Origin of the sequence: Atopobacter sp. AH10 (assembly GCF_003664595.1) — a bacterium.
GTDB lineage: Bacteria > Bacillota > Bacilli > Lactobacillales > Aerococcaceae > Atopobacter.
The window spans coordinates 1-1512 of record NZ_QXPZ01000057.1 but is presented as its reverse complement, the minus strand read 5'-3'; the positions used below and the strand labels follow the sequence as shown (position 1 = coordinate 1512).

2 protein-coding genes are annotated in these 1512 nt (G+C 32.0%); one reads left to right on the top strand and one right to left on the bottom strand.

The window, feature by feature from the left end:
- The coding region (locus tag D3H64_RS10610; protein ID WP_121566013.1) for a helix-turn-helix domain-containing protein at nt 1–159 on the bottom strand (159 nt) is incomplete at its 3' end.
- 143 nt (nt 160–302) lie between these two features.
- Between D3H64_RS10610 and D3H64_RS09680 the strand changes: the two genes are divergently transcribed.
- A complete protein-coding gene (locus tag D3H64_RS09680) occupies nt 303–1307 on the top strand; it encodes an ORF6N domain-containing protein (RefSeq protein ID WP_121566012.1) in 1005 nt (334 codons plus the stop codon).
- Nucleotides 1308–1512: the final 205 nt, after the last annotated feature.

Here is a 1512-nt window from a genome sequence, read left to right as displayed (position 1 = left end):
ACGATTATATAAATGAGCTTGTGAAAAATTAAATGGTGGACAAATTTTGGGGGAATTTAGGTTTGAAACAGTATTTCGCGAGATTGCCAGAATCTTTGCGATTTCTCTTTGAGAAATACCTGCCTGTTCATACCGAAGAATTTGTTTGTATGTTTCCATAAAACAAACCACCTCTTTCTATAAAATTGGTTTTAGTAGGTGAACAAAACCTACAAATAAATTTTATAAAAAAAGGTGGCTCAATTCTTGTGGAATGGTGGCTCTGTTCTTGTGGAACGGTGGCTCTCACTAATTTCAATTTAGTGGCTCTATTTGGACGGAATAATCAAATAGTAATTGTAGATGATAAAACTATAAAAGAAAAAATCTATCTTATTCGTGGACAGAGAGTTATGCTTGACGCTGATTTAGCAGAAATATACGGTTACAGCACAAGAGCATTTAATCAACAGGTAAGAAATAACATAGAAAAATTTGACGCTGATTTTATGTTTAGATTAGATAAAACTGAGTTGGAAGATTTGCGATCAAATTTTTTGACCGCAAATGTTAGTCCTAAAAGTAGGGCATTGCCTTATGTGTTTACAGAACAAGGTATTTACATGCTTATGACTGTGCTGAAAGGTGAACTTGCTATAACACAATCAAAAGCACTTATTAGAACATTTAAGCAGATGAAAGACTTCATCATTGAAAATCAGGATTTTATTGGTTCAAAGGAATTTGTTCAAATAGCAATTCAAACAAACCAAAATACAAATGATATAGCAAGACTCGATAGCAAGGTGAATACCTTAGCCACAAAAGAAGATTTGAAAAAGGTTATGGATCATTTTATAGACCCGGAAACATATAAACACTTCCTTTTGATGAACGGAGATAAGATAGAAGCTGATGTTGCCTATACAAAAATATATAAGTCAGCAAAGAAAAGCATTTATGTAATAGATAACTATATAGGGCTTAAAACATTGGAACTTTTAAGGGCTGTAAGAGATAATACCCAAATCATAGTCTTTAGTGATAATGTTAAAAACAAAGATATGCTTACAAAAAATATCCTAGATGATTTTAGAAAAGACTATCCTAATATAGACCTGAATCTGAAGATAGCCGGTAAAAAGTATCACGATAGGTATATTGCTATTGACTATGGAACGGAAAATGAAGCCTTTTATCTTTGCGGAGCTTCATCAAAGGATGCCGGAAATAAGGTATCAAGCATTACAAAGATAGAAGAATCTTCTAAAGATATGTACCATGATATGTTTAGTAAGATGTTAAATAATAAAGACTTAAAAATTTAATATATAATTATGAAAAAATTATAGCAATATGCAAGGCGGTAGAAGTAGAAATCTATCGTCTTTTTTTATTGAAGAAAGGTAGAAACAAATGGCAGATAAAAGAATGTTTTCACTAAAGATAGTGGATAGCGATTTATTTTTGGATCGTAAATTTCAAGTACAAGTTAGCCACCCCCTAAATTTTTCACAAAGGGAGAGCTGTGGC